Source organism: Bradyrhizobium sp. USDA 4510, assembly GCF_054059095.1.
Genome location: NZ_JBSSBT010000001.1, coordinates 5,714,874 through 5,731,402, shown reverse-complemented (window position 1 = coordinate 5,731,402; position 16,529 = coordinate 5,714,874). Strand labels below are relative to the sequence as shown.

The window sequence follows — 16,529 nt, the reverse complement described above, 5'->3', positions numbered from 1 at the left end:
TCATTGCGAGGAGCGTAGCGACGAAGCAATCCATCCCTCCGCGTATGTGGAGAGATGGATTGCTTCGCTGCGCTCGCAAGGACGAGAGATCTCATCCCGCCTTGCGTCGCCGCGCGCTTGACCGGTGCGCCTTCTTGGCGGCGCGGCGATGCGGGGTCGGGCGGCGCGCGGTGGAGCGCGAGCGCCTTGCGCCGCTCTTGCCGCCTTTCAGGCTCTGCTGCAGCGCGTCCATCAGGCTCACGACGTTGCTTGGCTTCTCCTCGCGCTCGGCGGCCTTGATCGGCTTGCCGGCCGCCTTGCGGCGGACCAGGGCCTTCAGCGCGGTCTCGTACTCGTCCTTGAATTTCGACGGATCGAAATGCGCGGCCTTGCTGTCGAGGATATGGCCGGCGAGCTCGATCATGTCCTTCGTGACCTTCGGGCTCCTGATGTCGTCGAAATAATCGTCGGCGTCGCGCAGCTCGTAGGGGTAACGCAAGGTGGTGCCGAGCATGCCCTTGTCGAGCGGCTCGATCGCGATCACATGCTCGCGGTTGGTCAGCACGATCCGCGCCAGCGCGACGCGGTCCTGATCCTTCATGGCGTCGCGGATCACCGCGAACGCGTCGACGCCGGCCTTGCCGTCGGGCCTGATGTAGTAGGGGTGGTCGAGATAGCGCTTGTCGATCTCGCCCTCGGGCACGAAGCTGTCGATGTCGATGGTATGGTTGCTCTCGATCTGCACCGCTTCGAGCTCGTCCTTCTCGATCTCGACATATTTGCCCTTGCTGACCTCGTAGCCGCGGCCCTTCTGATCGCCCTCGACAACGTCGCCGGTCTCGGTATCGACCATCTGCTGCTTCAGCCGGTTGCCGGTCTCCCGGTTGATCATGTGGAAGCGGGTCTTCTCGACCGCGGTCGAGGCCGGGTAGAGCGCCACCGGGCATGACACCAGCGAGAGCTTGAGCGTGCCTTTCCAGTAGGCGCGGGGAGCGGCCATGATCGCCTCCAAACAGCTTGAGTTTGGAACTTGAACGGATACCGTGGGTTTTGGTTCCTGATGGCCGCACGGAGGCGGCGGCCGTCGTTTGCGCCGAGGGTTTGCCGAGGTTTGTTGTGTCGCTGAGAAACCTGTCCACCTATCGCAAGAAGCGCGACTTCGAGAAGACCAACGAGCCGTCGGGCGACGTCAAGGTCGCACCGAGCAAGCAGCGGCGCTTCGTCATCCAGAAGCACGACGCGACGCGGTTGCATTACGATCTGCGGCTCGAATTCGACGGCGTCTTCAAGTCCTGGGCGGTGACGCGCGGGCCCTCGCTCGATCCGCATGACAAGCGGCTGGCGGTGGAGGTCGAGGATCATCCGCTCGACTATGGCGATTTCGAAGGCACCATTCCCGAAGGCCAGTACGGCGGCGGCACGGTGCAGCTGTGGGATCGCGGCACTTGGGAATCGGACGATCCCGAGCGCGGCTTCAAGAAGGGCGACCTGAAGTTCACGCTTGAGGGCGACAAGCTGCACGGCAGCTGGGTGCTGGTGCGGATGAAGGGCGACCGCTTTGGCGGCAAGCGCACCAACTGGCTCCTGATCAAGCACCGCGACGAATATGCCGTTGACGGCAACGGCGAGGAGATCCTCGACGAGGACCGTTCGGTCGCCTCCGGACGCTCGATGGCGCAGATCGCGGCCGGCAAGGGCCGGGCGCCGAAGCCGTTCATGCTGGCCAAGGGCAACGGCAAGGCCAAGGCGGACGCGGTCTGGCAGTCCAACCACGGCATGGCTGCGGACGCGCGCGCCAGGACCAAGGCGCCGGCGCCCAAGGAGCGGCTGAAAGTGACGCGGCAGGCGAAACCGAAGCAGGTATCGGAGATGCCCGATTTCGTCGCGCCGCAGCTCTGCGCCGCGGTGGAGTCTCCACCCAATGGCACGGGCTGGTGCCACGAGATCAAGTTCGACGGTTACCGCGTGCAGCTCCGCGTCGAAGACGGCGAGGCCGTGCTGAAGACGCGCAAGGGGCTCGACTGGACCGCCAAGTTCGGCGCGATCGTGAAGGAGGCGGAGAAGCTGCCCGACGCGCTGATCGATGGCGAGATCGTCGCGCTCGACAAGAACGGCACGCCGCATTTTTCGACGCTGCAGGCCGCGCTCTCCGACGGCAAGACGGATCGGCTGATCTTCTACGCGTTCGACCTGCTGTTCGCCGGCACCGAGGACCTGCGCCCGCTGCCGCTCGCCGAGCGCAAGACGCGGCTGAAGCAATTGCTCGCGGCGCGCAAGGGCAAGAACCCTCTGATCCGCTATGTCGAACATTTCGAGCAGCGCGGCGAGGCGGTGCTGGAATCCGCGCGCAAGCTCGGCCTCGAAGGCATCGTCTCCAAACGGCTCGACGGCGCCTACCGTTCCAGTCGCTCCGACGACTGGACCAAGGCAAAAATCCGCGCCGGCCATGAGGTGGTGCTCGGCGGCTGGAAGACCACCAATGGCAAATTTCGCTCGCTGATGGCGGGCGTCTATCGCGGCGATCATCTGGCGTTTGTCGGCATCGTCGGCACCGGCTTCGGCCAGGACACGGTCCGCCGCATCATGCCGGCACTGAAGGCGGCGGAGGCGGACAAGAACCCGTTCGGCGGCAAGGACGCGCCGAAGAAGACCCGCGACGTGCACTGGCTCAAGCCGGAGCTGGTCGCCGAGATCGAGTTCGCCGGCTGGACCGACGCCGGCAATATCCGCCAGGCCGCCTTCAAGGGCCTGCGCCAGGACAAGCCGGCGCACGAGGTCGAGGCCGAGCGGCCGGTTGTAACCAAAGTGGTGAAGCCGATGGCCAAGGGCGCGGCGAAGAAGGGTACCGGGAAGGCGTCCAGCGAGGTGATGGGCGTCGTCATCTCGCACCCGGACAAGGCGCTGTGGCCCGATGCGGGCGATGGCGAGCCGGTGACCAAGCTCGACCTCGCGAACTATTTCGAGGCGGTCGGCGAATGGATGATCTCCTATCTCAAGGGCCGGCCGTGCTCGATCGTGCGTGCGCCCGACGGCATCAAGGGCGAGACCTTCTTCCAGCGTCATGCGATGGCCGGCACATCAAAACTGCTCAAGCTTGCGAAGGTCTCGGGCGACCGTAAACCCTATTTGCAGATCGACCAGATCGAGGGCCTGGCAGCAGTCGCGCAGCTCGGCGGTCTCGAGCTGCATCCCTGGAATTGCGCGCCCGATGCCTATGACACGCCGGGCCGGCTGGTGTTCGATCTCGATCCCGCGCCCGATGTTGCATTCACCGACGTGATCGACGCCGCCAAGGACATGCGGCAACGGCTGACCGCGGTCGGCCTCGAAAGCTTCTGCAAGACCACCGGCGGCAAGGGGCTGCACGTCGTCACACCGCTGCTCGCAGGCAGCAGGGACAAGGTGACGTGGAAGGAAGCCAAGGCGTTCGCACAGGCGGTCTGCCAGTGGATGGCGCAGGACGATCCCGAGCGCTATCTGATCAACATGTCCAAGGCCAAGCGCACGGGAAAGATCTTCCTCGACTATTTGCGCAACGACAGGATGTCGACGGCGGTCGCGGTGTTGTCGCCGCGGGCGCGTCCGGGGGCGACAGTGTCGATGCCGCTGACCTGGCCGCAGCTGCGCGGTGATCTCGATCCGAAGAAATTCACGCTGCGCACCGTGCCGGCCTTGCTCGCGAAGACGAAGGCCTGGGATGGCTACGAGGACGCAGCGTCGTCGATCAAGTCGGCGATGAAGAAGCTCGCGGCCAAGTAAGCGCCGTCCAACGAAGCACCACCCGCTTTCGCGGGTGATGCTGGTCGTCGATATCGGCAGGACGCAACGCTACCAAGGGCTACAGTCGTCCCATCAGGAGCAGGATCAGCAGAATCACGACGACCAGGCCGAGCCCGCCGCCGCCGTAATAGCCGGTACCGTAAAACGGTCCGCCGCCGATGCCGCTGAAGCCGCCAAGCAGCGCAATGACCAGGATGATGAGAATGATCGTTCCAATTGACATCTAGCGTCTCCTCAGCCCCGCGGGCCCGTCTCGTTTCTGCCCTTCGGGAAGGAAAACAACCCGTAACTGTGAAGGTTCCGGAGTTGGCGCTGTGATAAACCTGTGTGGTTCTTCCGTTTGCCTTGGAACAGAACTACATCAACCAAACCCACGGAGGAGTGCATCGCAATGTCGGCGCCGCTGATCGTTTCGATACCCCATAGCCTCGGCCGCGACGAGGCGATGCGCCGCTTGAAAACGGGCCTGTCGCGCGCGACGGCGAACCTGCCGGTCATAAGCGTCGACGAGGAGCGCTGGGACGACAACCGGATGAGCTTTCGTGTCCGGGCGCTGGGGCAGGTCGCGGCCGGGCATGTCGATGTCGAGGATGCCCATGTGCGCGTCGAGGTGACGCTGCCGTGGCTGCTGCAACGGTTCGCCGAGGTCGCGCAGGTGGCGATCCAGAAGCGCGGGAAATTGCTGCTGACCAAGCGCTGACGCAGGACGTCAGGCGTGCGAGCGGGCCGGCCTTGCGGTGCGTTTCGTCCCCGCGACCTTTGTCTTGAGCACGGCAACCGGCAGATTGCCGAACAGTTCCGGGAGCTGAATCCGGGTTGCGCCATCCCTGAGCGCATATCCAGCCGCGTCGATTTCACCTTCAAAAGCCTCGGGGCGCGGCCAGCTGCGGCCGCCCTGCGTGAACGGGGCGAATGACCTTGCCACCGCAACGATGGCCGCCTCGCGGCCATGGCGCCGCGCGAAGGCAATGACGTGATCGCGGTGCGGGCCGCTGACCGCGAGCGGCACGTAGTCGCCGCTGGTGAACACATCGGCCATCTCGTTGCGGAGCCGGAGCAGATGCCGCGTCCATGCGAATTTGAGGCGGCCGTCGCGCCAGTCTTGCGCCAGCGCATCCCAATCCGGCGTCTCCAGTGCTGCGAGCATTCCCGCCCGTTCGGCAAAGTCGACCGGGCGGCGGTTGTCCGGGTCGACCAGCGAAAGATCCCAGCTTTCGGTGCCCTGGTAGAAATCCGGCACGCCCGGCATGGTTGCCTTCAGCGTGATCTGGCTGAGCGAATTCAGCGCGCCGATCAACGCGGTCCGTTGCGCCAGCGTCCCCAGCGCATCGAGGAATTCCGGCGAGGTCTTGCGATCGAGGATCCGCTCGATGAAGGCTTTCACGCCGGCCTCGTAAGGCTGGTGCGGATTGAGCCAGCTGGTTTCCTGCTTGCCCTCGCGCGCCGCCTTCAGCGCGTAGGCCTGGATGCGGGCGGCGAGCGACGCATCATCGGGATCCCAGGCGCCGAGCAGGGCCTGATACAGCATGTATTCGAACGTCGCCGATGGCGCGCGCATCTCGCCGTCGAGCACCAGATGCGGCGCATTCAGCACCTTCCAGCGCGCCACCGCGCTGGTCCATTCGCCGGGGATTTCCGCAAGCGCCATGATGCGGGCGCGGGCGTCCTCGCCGCGCTTGGTGTCGTGGGTCGCGGTCGCCGTCATGCCGTGCGGCCATTCGCGGGCGCGGGCCTGCATCATGGCGTGAAAGGCCTCCGCTGCGATCGCACCCGCCGCCGGATCGCCGCCAACCTCGTTGAGCGCCAGCAGCCGGTGATAGCGATAGAAGGCGGTATCCTCCAGCGACTTCGCCATCATCGGCCCGGTGAATTGCTGCACCTTCAGCGCGAAGCGTCGCACCCGCGGCGCGCCATGCGGCGGCCGGCCGGGCTGCAAAAGGTCCATGGTCAAGGCATCGCGCAGGAAATCGAAGATACCCTCGTCGGCGGCGAACCAGTCGGCGCGAGCGCGCTCGATGGTCTCGCTGATCAGCGTGCGGTCATGCGCGGCGGGGCCGGAAGCGGTCAGATAGGTGCGATAGACCGGAAAGTGCAGCACATAGAGCTCGAGCGCCTGCCGCAGACTGTCGCCGGAGAAGTCGCGGGTCGAGTAGTGTCCGCTGGCAATGCGCGCGAGCAGCCGCGCCAGCACGGTGAATTCGCTGGTGAGCAGTGTCTCCAGCACGCGTTGCTTGGCCTCGCGCAACACTGGCGTCAGGTTCGGCGACTGGTTGCTGATCTGGCGCCAGATCTCGTTCAGCGGATCGAGGCCGCGACCGTCGACCAGTGCCTGGCTGATCGTGTTCATCCATTCATAGCCGGTGGTGCCGTGAACGCCGCTGAATTTCGGCAGCTTCTCGTCCTCGCCGAGGATCTTCTCGATCACCATGTAGAACGGCCTGGCCTTCGCGCCCTGCGCGGAGCGGATCAGGCGGCGCAGCCGCTGGAAGTACTGCGCGGGATCGCGCAGGCCGTCGATATGGTCGAGCCGCAGGCCCTGCAGCCGGTCTTCGGCGATCAGCCGCTTCACGAGGTTGTGGCTCGCCTCGAAGGTCGCGGCGTCCTCGACCCTGAGGCCGGCCAGCGTGTTGACGTCGAAGAAGCGGCGATAGTTGATGTCGCTGGACGCCAGCCGCCAGTGGCCGAGCTTGTAGTGCTGGCGTTCCAGCAAATGATGCAGGGCCAGCGTCTGGGTCGGGCGGTCCTCGCCGGCGCGATAGGCATCGAGGCCGCGTGCGATGATGTCGGCGCCGCCCTCGATCGCCTTGATCGCCGCCTTCAGCGCCGGCGCTTCGACGCGGTTGGGGCGACGCAGCGCCCGGTATTGCGCGGCGAGCTCGAGCATCGCGCGTCCGGTCGGGCTGTCTTCGGCCGCGGCCTCGCGGACGATGGTGCGCAGCACCTCGCCATAGCGCTCCGGCGCGATCGGCAGGCGGTGCTCGAAATACCAGGCCGAGAAGCTGCCCTCGTTCGCGTCATAGCGCAGCTCGATGTCGCCGCGCTCCAGCGCCTGGCCATAGGACGAGCCGAGGATCGGCAACAGCACGCCGCCGCGCGCGCGATAGGGCAGCTGGTCCCAGTCGATGTCGAAGGAGACCGCGTGCGGCGACGCCGGTCCCCATTCCAGCACATCGAGCCACCACGGATTGTCGGCGAAGTGAACGCCGACATGGTTCGGCACGAAATCCAGGATCAGGCCGAGATCATGGCGCTTCAATGCGTCGCTCAGCCGCGCAAAGCCCTCCTCGCCGCCGAGCTCCGGATTGAATTTGGTGTGGTCGACGACGTCATAGCCGTGGGTCGAGCCCTTGCGCGCCTTCATGAAGGGCGACGCATAGACATGGCTGATGCCGAGCGCCTTGAGATACGGCGCCACGCCGGCGGCGGCATCGAAGTCAAAATCGGCAGTGAGTTGCAGACGGTAGGTCGCGATCGGGATCGCCGGAGGCATTGTGCTATCCGATGTGCCAGCGCACCGCCCAGCCGGGGAGGTCGCTCGACAACGCGCCGCCCCAGATCGCAGTTCCCTTCGGCTCCGGTCCATCGGGGATGTCGCGAGCGGACAAATTGGCTGTCAGCCGCAGCGTGCTGCCGTCGCCCATCTGCCAATGCGCCGTCAACAGGTCGCCAGCCACGATGGCATCGCCGAAACGGCACCCTTTGAGCCGGGGCATGATCTCCTGCCGGCGAACGGCGAGCAGGTCGCGCACCAGCGCAAGCCGCGCGCGCGCCGGATCATGGCCGAGCGCCGCCCAGTCGAGCACGGCCGACCGCACCGTTTCGTCGGCGAGCGGGTCGGGAATGTCGTCGCCATATTTGGCATAGGCCCAGGCGAACTCCTTGCGTCGTCCGGCGCGGACGGCATTGGCGAGCTCGCCCTCGAAATCGCAGAAGAACGGGAAGGGCGTCGTCGCGCCCCATTCCTCGCCCATGAACAGCATCGGCGTGGTCGGCGCGATCAGCGTCACCGCCAGCGCCGCCGCGACCGACCCCGGCCGGGCAATGCTGACGAGACGATCGCCGAGCGGCCGGTTGCCGATCTGGTCGTGGTTCTGCAGGAAGTTGATGAAGCAGGTCGGCGACAGCATGCCGCTCGGCTCGCCGCGCGCCTTGCCGCCCCAGAACTCCGAGACTTCGCCCTGGTAGATGTAGCCGGACGACAGCGCGCGTGCGAGGTCCTGCTTCGGCGCCCGGTAGTCGCCATAATAGCCCTGGTTCTCGCCGGTCAGCAGCACGTGCCAGGCGTGATGATAGTCGTCGTTCCATTGGCCGCGGAATTTGCCGTGCGGCGGATCCTCGGCGGCATCGAGCAGGCTTGCAATGTTGTCGCCGTTTTCGAGCACGAGGTTGATATAGCGGCCGGTCTCGGTGGCGAGCTTGCCGGCGGCATTGCTGAAGTCATGGAGCACGGAGACTTCGCCGGCTTCGACGATGGTGTTAACCGCATCGAACCGCAGCCCGTCGAAGCGATAGTCGCGCAGCCAGCTCACCACGCTGCCGATCGCAAACGCGCGCACCTCGGGCACGCGATAGTCGATCGCGCTGCCCCACGGCGTGTGCGCGTCACTGAAGAAGGACGGCGCATAGCGGCCGAGATAATTCCCCTCGGGGCCGAAATGGTTATAGACCACGTCGAGCATCACCATCAGCCCGCGCAGATGCGCTTCGTCGATCAGGGTCTTCAGGTCCTCGGGCCGGCCGTAGGCGCTGTCGGGCGCGTACCACAGCACGCCGTCATAGCCCCAGTTGCGCTTCCCGGCGAAATCCGCCAGCGGCATCAGCTCGAGCGCGGTGATGCCGGTCGCCACGAGATGATCGAGCTTGTCGATCATGGCGCGATAGGTGCCCTCTCGGGTGAAGGTGCCGACATGGGCCTCGAGGACGACGGCCTCATGCCAGGGGCGTCCGCGCCAGTCCGTCGCGCGCCACTTGAAGGCGGCGTGGTCGACCACATCGCTCGGGCCGAACACGTCGTCCGGCTGGAATGCGGAGGCGGGATCCGGCACATCGACCTCGTCATCGATGCGGAATTTGTAACGCGTGCCGGCGCGCGCGCCCGGGACCTCGGCGACGTACCAGCCGGCGGCATCGCGCGTGAGCGGATGCGGGTTGTCGAGCAGGAGGTCGACGCGCTTGGCCGCCGGCGCCCAGAGCCGGAAGCGCGTGCCGTCAGGTGTCAGCTCGGCGCCGAAATGTTGTCTGTTCATGTGGAGCCTGCAAATGCCAGCACCGAGCGCGGCGGTGCCCTGGTATCGGCGCCGGATGCGAATTGCTCACCCGTTTGCTCCGCCTTGGTCGTGTTCAGGACCTGCCGCCAGCTCCTGTATTCCGTCATCCTCGGCATCCTGAACACGATCTCCTGCGGTGCGGCATTGAGCACGATAAAGATCGGCGCCTGTCCTGGTTCCATCGGTCCCAGCACATAGGCGAGGAATCGGCTCTCGGGGAATTTCCAGTCGGATTCCTTCATCTCCTCCGCTGCCGGCGTCAGCCAGAGCACGCCGTAGCTGCCGTCGGTGCGGCGGCCGTCGAGCCAGCGCTGGCAGCGGATCTGGCCGAAGCGCTGGCGCAGCGCAGTGAGGTGGCCGATGAAATCGATGGCGTCGTCGTCCGTGCCGAGGTTCTCCCAGCCGATCCAGCCGGTCTCGTTGTCCTGGCAATAAGCATTGTTGTTGCCACCTTGCGTGTTCGCGACCTCGTCGCCGGCGAGAATCAAAGGCGTGCCCTGTGCCAGCAGCAGGCAGGCCAGCGCATTCTTCCGCAGCTGCCGGCGCAGTGCGATGATGGCGGGATCGTCGGTCGGGCCCTCATGGCCGCAATTGTTGCTGTGATTGTCGTTGGAGCCGTCGCGATTGTCCTCGCCATTGGCCTCGTTGTGCTTCTCGTTGTAGCTGAAGAGATCGGCGAGCGTGAAACCGTCATGCACCGTGATGTGATTGACGCTGGCGCGGGTCGCGCGGTTGTCGTGGTGAAACAAATCCGAGGATGCGGTCATGCGGCCCGAGATGTCGCCGATCAGGCTGCCTTCGCCGCTCCAGTAGCGCCGCATCGCGCTGCGATAGCGGTCATTCCATTCCGACCATTGCGATGGAAACGCGCCGACCTGGTAGCCGCCGAGACCGAGGTCCCAGGGCTCAGCGACCATCTTGGCGGTCGCCAGCACCGGGTCCTGGCGGATCGCGGTGAGGAAGGGGTGGTTGCGATCGAACCCGTTCGGCCCGCGCGCCAGGGTGGTGGCGAGATCGAAGCGGAAGCCGTCGACATGGCAGACCTCGACCCAGTAGCGCAGCGAATCCATCACCATCTGCAGCACGCGCGGATGGGTGAGGTTGACCGAGCTGCCGCAGCCGGTGAAGTCGTCGTAGAAGCGCGGGTTCTCGCGGTTCAGCCAGTAATAGGAGGCATTGTCGATGCCGCGGAAGCACAGCGTCGGGCCCATATGGTTGCCCTCGGCGGTGTGGTTGTAGACCACGTCGAGCAGCACCTCGATGCCGGCATCGTGCAGCCGCGCCACCGTGGTGCGGAAGGAATCGAGCGCATTGTCCTGGGCGTAGCGTGCCTCCGGCGCGAAGAAGGCGATGGTGTTGTAGCCCCAGTAGTTCGCCAGCTTCTTCTCGACCAGGATACGGTCGTCGATCAGGCCGTGGATCGGCAGCAGCTCGATGGTGGTGACGCCGAGCCGCTTGAGGTGGTCGATCATCGCCGGTGACGACAGGCCGCCATAGGTGCCGCGCAGGTTCGGCGGCACGTCCTCGCGCTTCTGCGTCAGGCCCTTGACGTGGGCCTCGTAGATGATGGTGTCTTCCCAGGGGATATGCGGCCGGATCTCGCGGCGGCCCCAGTTGAAGGTCTCGTCGACCACGACCGCCTTCGGCATGCCGCGGGCATTGTCGCGCCGGTCGAACGAAAGGTCCTCGCGCGCGCTGCCGGTGCGGTAGGCGAAATGCGCATCGCTCCATACCAGCCGGCCGGCGAGCCGCTTGGCGTAGGGGTCGAGCAGCAGCTTGTTGGCGTTGAAGCGATGGCCGCGCTCCGGCGCGTAGGGCCCGTAGACGCGATAGCCGTAGAGCTGACCCGGCGAGACGTCGTTGAGATAGCAGTGCCAGACGTCCTCGGTGCGCTCCGGCATCTCGATCCGCTCGAGCTCGCGGCGGCCCTGGCCGTCGAACAGGCACAGCTCCACCTTCTCCGCGTTCGCCGAGAACAGCGCAAAATTGGTGCCTCTGCCGTCCCAGCTTGCACCGAGCCGTGCGGACGTACCCCCGGTCAGTCGCATCAATCAGCTTTCCGGTACGAGGAAGATCGCAGCCAGCGGCGGAATGGTCAGGCTCAGCTCGGGCGTGGCGTCCTCCGATGCGCGCACCTCGCCGACATTGCCGACATTGGTGCCGCCGTAATGCGCGGAATCCGAGTTGAACACCTCGTGCCACTTGCCCGCGAACGGCACCGGGACGCGATAGTTGCGGTAGACGTTGGGTGAGAAGTTCGCGACCACGAGGCAGCGTGCGCGCTCAGCATTGCCCTTGCGGATCCAGGCGAACACATTGTTGTTGGCATCGTCGGTGATGACCCATTCGAAGCCGGCCTGGTCGCAGTCGAGCTCGTGCAGCGCCGGCAGCGCGCGATAGAGCCGGTTGAGGTCGCGGACCAGGTTCTGGATGCCGCTGTGCCTCGGCTGTTGCAGCAGATGCCAATCGATCGAGTAGTCGTGATTCCACTCGCGTTCCTGGCCGAACTCGCAGCCCATGAACATCAGCTTCTTGCCAGGGTGGCCGAACATGAAGCTGTAATAGGCGCGCAGATTGGCAAAGCGCTGCCAGTCGTCGCCGGGCATGCGGCCGAGGATCGAGCGCTTGCCGTGTACCACCTCGTCGTGGGACAGCGGCAGGATGAAATTCTCCGAGAAGGCGTAGTGCAGGCCGAACAGGATGTCGCCGTGATGGTATTTGCGGTGAATCGGATCCTTGCCGATATATTTCAGCGTGTCGTGCATCCAGCCCATGTTCCACTTGTAGCCGAAGCCGAGCCCGCCATACTCGACGGGACGCGACACCTGCGGCCATGCGGTGGATTCTTCCGCCGCCGTCGTCGCCTGCGGAAAATGCGCGAACAATTCGGTGTTGAAGCGGCGCAGGAAGTCGATCGCCTCGATGTTCTCCCGGCCGCCATATTTGTTCGGAATCCAGCCACCGGCGGGACGGCTGTAGTCGAGATAGAGCATGGAGGCGACGGCATCGACGCGCAGCCCGTCGATGCCGTAGCGATCAAGCCAGAACAGCGCGTTCGACACCAGGAAGTTGGTGATCTCGGTGCGCCCGTAATTGTAGATCAGCGTACCCCAATCGAGGTGACGGCCCTGCAGCGGATTGGCGTGCTCGTAGAGCGCGGTGCCGTCGAAATTGCCGAGCCCGTGCGGATCGTCGGGGAAATGCCCGGGCACCCAGTCGAGCAGCACGGCGAGCCCTGCGCCGTGGCAGGCGTCGATCAGCGCGGCGAAATCGTCCGGCGAGCCGAAGCGGCTGGTCGGTGCGAACATGCCGGTCGGCTGGTAGCCCCAGGAGCCGTCGAACGGATGCTCTGATATCGGCAGGAATTCGACATGGGTAAAGCCCATGTCGCTGGCATAGGCCGGCAGCTGCTCCGCCATCTCGCGATAGGTCAGCCACTCGTTGCGGCCCTTGCGCCGCCACGACCCGAGATGGACCTCGTAGATCGACATCGGCGAGTTCAGCGCGTTGACGCGATCCGGCGCCGGGCGCGGATGCGGGATCTTGCGTTCGTCGATCACGATCGAGGCGGTCTTCGGGCGCACCTCGGCGGCGAACGCCAGGGGATCGGACTTCAGCGGCAAATGCTGGCCGTTGCGCCCGATGATCTCGAACTTGTAGTGGTCGCCGATCCTTGCACGCGGGATGAACAGTTCCCAGTAGCCTGGGCCGCGCACGCGCATCGGATGCCGCCGTCCGTCCCAGAAATTGAAGTCGCCGACCACGCTGACCCGCCGCGCATTCGGCGCCAGCACCACGAAGCCGATGCCGTCGACGCCGTCGAGCGTCATCGGATGCGCGCCGAGCGTATCGTAGACGCGCTGATGGGTGCCTTCGCCGAGCAGATAGAGATCGAAATCGCTCAGGATCGGCGGAAAGCGGTAGGCATCCTCCAGCTCGACGACGTTGTCGCCGAAACGGGCGCGGAGCTGGTAGCGCGTCGAGCCGTTCGGCAGGGGGCCTGCGAACAGGCCGGCGTCATGGATTCGCGCCAGCTGTGCGGTCTCGCCATGCTCGCCGATCGCCTCGACATTGCTGGCATCGGGCAGGAAGGCGCGCACGACGTTGCGGTCCCCCTCTGGGTGAAGCCCGAGATAGTGGAAGGGGTCGGAGTGGCGGCCCTCGATGATGGCATAGGCCTCGGCGGGCAGTTTGCTCATGCAACCTCATGCGGCTGTTGCGCCAGGATCCTCAGCAGGCCGGTGAGCGGCACCCGCAGCCAATCCGGCCGGTTGGCCAGCTCATACTCGATCTCATAGAAGGCTTTCTCAAGCAGGAAAAAACTGAGCAGGCGGTCGGCCGTCTTGGCGTCGGCGGGCCACAGCCGCTGGCCGGCCACCGTCTCGCGATAGGCCGCCAGCAGGGTATCCGCGGCCTGGTCGCGCCATTCGGCCAAGGCGAGGCTCAGCCGGCCGCTCTCGTCGGGGGAGACCTTGAGCGTGCGTTCCAGCGCGGCGGTCGCCGCATAGTCGATCGAACGGATCAGGCCGGCGACGTCGCGCGCCGGCGGTGCCTTGCGCCGCCGCTCGGCGATGGTGCGGCCCGGTCCGCCGTCGAAATCGATGATGAAGACGTCGTCCTTGACCACCAGCAACTGACCGAGATGCAGGTCGCCGTGATGGCGGATATTGAACCCGTCGGTTTCGCGCGGCAGCAGCGCCTTGAGCCGCTCCGGCAGCGTGTCGTGCTGGGCCTGCAACTGATCGGCCAGCAGCCGGTCGGCCTCTCTCAGCGAGCCGCGCCGCTGCTTCAGCGTATCGAACACGCGCTCGGCCCGCGCCATGATCTCGTCGGCCCAGCGCTGCAGGTCGTCGGGCTTGGTCGGCTCGGGCGCGAAGTCCGGCAGGTCGCGGTTGCTGGCGAGCGCCAGATGCAGCTCGGCCAGCCGCTTTCCGCTATGCGACATGTGGCGCAGAAAGGTCGCCTGGTCGCCGTTCTCCACGGGGTGCTCGCTCACCGTCAGCAGGCGCTGCCGTTCGACCAGGCGGTCGAGGTGTGCGCCTGCGATGGTCCAGAGGTCGCCCTGGTTGACGACCATCGCATGCAGGACGGCGATGGCGCTGCGCTTGTCGCCCTCGATCAGCTCGGCGGTGCCGAGCAAGGCAGGGGTGTTCGGAAAGTTGACCACCTCGGTGAGGAAGCGGCCCATCTCGATCTCCGGATTGATGCCGACCTCGAGCTTGCGATAGATCTTGGTGACATATTCGTTGTCGACCAGCGCGGTCGAATGCGGCTGGTCGTTCTCGAACACCCGGATACGCTCGGGCTGCCGCACCGGCCGGTCGGAGAAGCGGCTGGTCGGCCGGAATTCGAGCTTGAGGCCTTGCTCGCCTTCGTCGACCGTGAGGTTTTCCCGCAGGTTGCGCAGGAACAAGCCGGTGAAGATCTGGTCGGTGGCAACGTCGAGCAGCGTGCCCTCGCGCGCGCCCTGGCGTATCGCGGCGAAGGCGCGCGGGTTGTAGCGCTCGCGGTCGAAGCGCACCCACTCGATCTGCATCGGCAGCACGTAGCGGCTGGTGGTGCCGCGCTGCGTGGTCTCGAAGAAGGCGAGCCACGGCCGGTTGTCGCCGATGTCGCAGAACGGGATCGCGGAGACCAGCACCGGCTGGATCGCGCTCGCCGATCGTTCCGGATACCAGCGCGTGCGGGCGAGATGACCGGGCAGCACGTCGTGCTCGAACACGCCGCGGGTGCGCGCCAGTGACATCCAGGTCGAATTCAGCGGCACCACCAGCGTCTCGAATTCCGGCACCGCGCGCGGCGTCACCGGCTCGGACTTGTCGCGCTCCTGCAGCTGGAACCAGTAGAAGCCGTACGGCGCGAGCGTGATCATGTAGGGCAGCTCGCCGATAGCCGGGAAGCGCGTGCGGCCGAGCATCTCGAGCGGAATGCGGTCCTTGAAGGCGGAGAGGTCGAGCTCGGTGGCCTGCGCCGACCGCGACAGATTGGCGATGCACAGGATCGCCTCACCCTGGTACTGGCGCACATAGGCCAGCACCGAGCGGTTCTCCGGGCGGATGAAGGTCATGGTGCCGCGCCCGAAGGCAAGCGTCGACTTGCGTACCGCGATCAGCCGCTTGGTCGCCGACAGCAGCGACGACAGGCTGCGTGACTGCGCCTCGACATTGACGGATTCATAGCCGTAGACCGGGTCCATGATCATCGGCGCGTAGAGCCGCGCCGGGTCGGCGCGCGAGAAGCCGCCGTTGCGGTCCGGCGACCACTGCATTGGCGTCCGCACGCCGTTGCGGTCGCCGAGATAGATGTTGTCGCCCATGCCGATCTCGTCGCCGTAATAGATGATCGGCGTGCCCGGGAACGACAGCAGCAGTGAGTTCATCAGCTCGATCTTGCGCCGGTCGTTGTCCATCAGCGGCGCAAGGCGGCGGCGGATGCCGACATTGATGCGGGCGCGCGGATCGTTGGCGTACGTCGACCACAGATAGTCGCGCTCGACGTCGGTGACCATTTCCAGCGTCAGCTCGTCGTGATTGCGCAGGAACAGCGCCCACTGCGCAGCGGCGGGAATGTCGGGCGTCTGCCGCAGGATGTCGGTGATCGGAAAGCGGTCTTCCTGGGCGATCGCCATGTAGATGCGCGGCATCAGCGGGAAGTGATAGGCCATGTGGCATTCGTCGCCATGGCCGAAATATTCCTGCACGTCCTCCGGCCATTGATTGGCTTCGGCCAGCAGGATCTTGCCCTTGGCATAGGCGTCGAGCTCCTGGCGCAGCCGCTTGATGATGGCATGCGTCTCCGGCAGGTTCTCGTTGTTGGTGCCGTCGCGCTCGCACAGATAGGGAATGGCGTCGAGCCGGAAACCGTCGACGCCGGTGTCGAGCCAGCGCTTCATCACCTGCACGATGGCGCGCACCACGCGCGGATTGTCGAAATTCAGGTCCGGCTGGTGCGAGAAGAAGCGGTGCCAGTAGAACTGGCCGGCCTCCGGATCCCAGGTCCAGTTCGACTTCTCCGTATCGGTAAAGATGATCCTTGTATCGAGGTATTTCTGGTCGGTGTCGCTCCAGACGTACCAGCTGCGCGCGCTCGAATTCGGCGGGCTGCGGCGCGCGCGCTTGAACCACGCATGCTGGTCCGAGGTGTGGTTGACGACGAGCTCGGTGATGACGCGCAGGCCGCGCTTCTTGGCCTCCTGGATGAAGCGCTTGAAGTCCTTCATCGTCCCGAAATCGGGATTGATGTCGCCGTAGTCGCCGATGTCGTAGCCGTCGTCGCGGCCGGGCGAGGGATAGAACGGCAACAGCCACAGCGCGGTGACGCCGAGCTCCTGCAGATAGCCGAGTTTCTCCGTCAGCCCCGCGAAGTCGCCGATGCCGTCATTGTTGCTGTCGGCAAATGCCTTGACATGCAGCTGGTAAATGATCGCGTCCTTGTACCACAGCTGGTCCGCAGTCTCGGTTGCGACCTTCTCCTGGGTATTGACGGAGGAGAATACGTTCATGA

9 protein-coding genes are annotated in these 16,529 nt (G+C 65.5%); 2 read left to right on the top strand and 7 right to left on the bottom strand.

The window, feature by feature from the left end:
• Positions 1-91 precede the first annotated feature (91 nt).
• A complete protein-coding gene (gene ku, locus ACVMDN_RS26670) occupies positions 92-979 on the bottom strand; it encodes a non-homologous end joining protein Ku (protein WP_057015087.1) in 888 nt (295 codons plus the stop codon).
• Between the two features lie 116 nt (positions 980-1,095).
• On the opposite strand from ku, the gene ligD reads away from it, so the two are divergent.
• Complete coding sequence (gene ligD / locus ACVMDN_RS26665; RefSeq protein ID WP_076824211.1) at positions 1,096-3,738, top strand: DNA ligase D; 2,643 nt, start codon at positions 1,096-1,098, stop codon at positions 3,736-3,738.
• A 79-nt stretch (positions 3,739-3,817) separates the two neighbouring features.
• On the opposite strand, the gene ACVMDN_RS26660 is transcribed toward ligD, so the two are convergent.
• On the bottom strand, positions 3,818-3,982 hold the full coding sequence (locus tag ACVMDN_RS26660) for a DUF3309 family protein (protein ID WP_076823921.1): 165 nt from the start codon (positions 3,980-3,982) through the stop codon (positions 3,818-3,820).
• Positions 3,983-4,150: 168 nt separating this feature from the next.
• Here ACVMDN_RS26660 and ACVMDN_RS26655 point away from each other — a divergent pair, with 168 nt between their 5' ends.
• Positions 4,151-4,459 (top strand): polyhydroxyalkanoic acid system family protein, encoded by a 309-nt coding sequence (locus ACVMDN_RS26655; protein ID WP_038382949.1) that lies wholly within the window; start codon positions 4,151-4,153, stop codon positions 4,457-4,459.
• A gap of 9 nt (positions 4,460-4,468) precedes the next feature.
• Here ACVMDN_RS26655 and treY read toward each other — a convergent pair whose 3' ends face one another.
• The 5 genes from treY to treS are packed head-to-tail and all read right to left on the bottom strand — an operon-like array spanning position 4,469 to position 16,527.
• The gene (gene treY, locus ACVMDN_RS26650) at positions 4,469-7,249 is read right to left on the bottom strand and encodes a malto-oligosyltrehalose synthase (RefSeq protein WP_076823923.1); all 2,781 of its coding nucleotides are present in this window, start codon (positions 7,247-7,249) and stop codon (positions 4,469-4,471) included.
• A 4-nt stretch (positions 7,250-7,253) separates the two neighbouring features.
• The gene (treZ, locus tag ACVMDN_RS26645; protein WP_076823927.1) at positions 7,254-9,005 is read right to left on the bottom strand and encodes a malto-oligosyltrehalose trehalohydrolase; all 1,752 of its coding nucleotides are present in this window, start codon (positions 9,003-9,005) and stop codon (positions 7,254-7,256) included.
• Entirely contained in the window at positions 9,002-11,074 is a 2,073-nt protein-coding gene (gene glgX / locus ACVMDN_RS26640) for a glycogen debranching protein GlgX (RefSeq protein ID WP_076823929.1), read from the bottom strand. The genes treZ and glgX overlap by 4 nt, the downstream gene beginning before the upstream one ends.
• Before the next feature lie 3 nt (positions 11,075-11,077).
• Complete coding sequence (gene glgB, locus ACVMDN_RS26635; protein WP_076823932.1) at positions 11,078-13,225, bottom strand: 1,4-alpha-glucan branching protein GlgB; 2,148 nt, start codon at positions 13,223-13,225, stop codon at positions 11,078-11,080.
• On the bottom strand, positions 13,222-16,527 hold the full coding sequence (gene treS / locus ACVMDN_RS26630) for a maltose alpha-D-glucosyltransferase (RefSeq protein WP_076823934.1): 3,306 nt from the start codon (positions 16,525-16,527) through the stop codon (positions 13,222-13,224). The genes glgB and treS overlap by 4 nt, the downstream gene beginning before the upstream one ends.
• Positions 16,528-16,529 lie beyond the last annotated feature (2 nt).

What these genes read in the sequence shown, in the direction of transcription:
- ku (WP_057015087.1), bottom strand. Translation starts at nt 979, where the DNA reads ATGGCCGCTCCCCGCGCCTACTGGAAAGGCACGCTCAAGCTCTCGCTG.
- ACVMDN_RS26660 (WP_076823921.1), bottom strand. Translation starts at nt 3,982, where the DNA reads ATGTCAATTGGAACGATCATTCTCATCATCCTGGTCATTGCGCTGCTT.
- ACVMDN_RS26655 (WP_038382949.1), top strand. Translation starts at nt 4,151, where the DNA reads ATGTCGGCGCCGCTGATCGTTTCGATACCCCATAGCCTCGGCCGCGAC.
- treY (WP_076823923.1), bottom strand. Translation starts at nt 7,249, where the DNA reads ATGCCTCCGGCGATCCCGATCGCGACCTACCGTCTGCAACTCACTGCC.
- treZ (WP_076823927.1), bottom strand. Translation starts at nt 9,005, where the DNA reads ATGAACAGACAACATTTCGGCGCCGAGCTGACACCTGACGGCACGCGC.
- glgX (WP_076823929.1), bottom strand. Translation starts at nt 11,074, where the DNA reads ATGCGACTGACCGGGGGTACGTCCGCACGGCTCGGTGCAAGCTGGGAC.
- glgB (WP_076823932.1), bottom strand. Translation starts at nt 13,225, where the DNA reads ATGAGCAAACTGCCCGCCGAGGCCTATGCCATCATCGAGGGCCGCCAC.
- treS (WP_076823934.1), bottom strand. Translation starts at nt 16,527, where the DNA reads ATGAACGTATTCTCCTCCGTCAATACCCAGGAGAAGGTCGCAACCGAG.